This window comes from Pseudonocardia pini, from assembly GCF_013870575.1.
Taxonomy (GTDB): Bacteria; Actinomycetota; Actinomycetes; order Mycobacteriales; family Pseudonocardiaceae; genus Pseudonocardia; species Pseudonocardia pini.
In genome coordinates this window covers 1-1,273 of the sequence record NZ_JACBXB010001131.1, presented here as the reverse complement: position 1 = coordinate 1,273, position 1,273 = coordinate 1, and the positions used below count along the sequence as shown (strand labels likewise).

1 protein-coding gene is annotated in these 1,273 nt (G+C 69.2%); it reads left to right on the top strand.

Features of this window, described 5'->3' with window-relative positions; translation table 11 throughout:
• Window positions 1-117 precede the first annotated feature (117 nt).
• Window positions 118-1,188 carry a phospho-N-acetylmuramoyl-pentapeptide-transferase gene (mraY, locus tag H5J29_RS33170; RefSeq protein ID WP_181784829.1) on the top strand — a complete coding sequence of 357 codons (1,071 nt, stop codon included), beginning with the start codon at window positions 118-120 and terminating at the stop codon, window positions 1,186-1,188.
• Window positions 1,189-1,273 lie beyond the last annotated feature (85 nt).

Sequence of the window (1,273 nt, the reverse complement as noted above, 5' to 3'; positions counted from 1 at the left end):
CGAGCTCGCACCGGGCGACGTCGTGCTGGTCAAGGCCTCCCGGTCGGCGGGCCTGGACCAGGTCGCCGCCGCGCTGCTGACGGTCGGCCCCGCGCTCGAACAGGAGATGGTCTCCCGGTGAGAGGCATCTTCGTCGCGGGCGGGGTGGCGCTCGCGCTGTCCATCCTGCTCACCCCCTACCTCATCCGGTTCTTCGCCCGGCAGGGCTTCGGCCAGGAGATCCGCGCCGACGGCCCGAAGAGCCACCAGACCAAGCGCGGCACGCCGACCATGGGCGGTGTGGCGATCCTGATCTCGATCTGGGTCGGCTACCTCCTCGCCCACGCGTTGACCGGCGAGCCGATGACGGCCTCGGCGCTGCTGGTCCTGTTCCTCACCACGGCGCTGGGCCTCGTCGGGTTCGTCGACGACTTCCTCAAGCTGCGGCGGCGGCGCAACCTGGGGCTGAACAAGACGTCGAAGATCGTCGGCCAGGTGCTCACCGCCACGGTCTTCGGCGTGCTGGCGCTGCGCTTCGCGAACGAGCGGAACCTCACGCCGGCGTCGGAGTACCTGTCGTTCATCCGGGACATCACGGTGCTCGGCTTCGGCGCGATCGGCTTCGTACTGCTCTGCAACCTGATCATCGCGGCCTGGTCCAACGGCGTGAACCTGACCGACGGGCTCGACGGGCTCGCGGCGGGGACGTCGGCCATGGTCCTGGCCAGCTACGTGATCATCGGGTTCTGGCAGTTCCGCAACGCGTGCTCGATCGCCGCGGCGGCGGGCTGCTACGAGGTCCGGGACCCGCTCGACGTCGCGATCGTCGCCTCGGCGGCCATGGGCGGCTGCATCGGCTTCCTCTGGTGGAACGCGGCACCCGCCCGGATCTTCATGGGGGACACGGGGTCGCTCGCGCTGGGCGGGCTGTTGGCGGGCCTGTCGATCGTCACGAAGACCGAGCTGCTGCTGCTGGTGATCGGTGGCGTGTTCGTGGTCGAGACGTTGTCGGTGGCGCTGCAGATCCTGGTCTTCCGCACCACTCGACGGCGGTTGTTCCGGATGGCTCCCTTCCACCACCACTTCGAGCTGGCGGGCTGGGCCGAGACCACGGTGATCATCAGGTTCTGGCTGCTCGCGGCGATGTGCGCGGCGCTGGGGCTGGGCATCTTCTACTCGGAGTGGCTCACGGCCTCGGCGGGTGGCTGAGCCGAGATGAACACCAGTGCTGTTCGATCGTGCTCCGAGGACACTGAGGTTCATCTCGGCGGGTGGGGCGTGGGTGGCTGCGGGC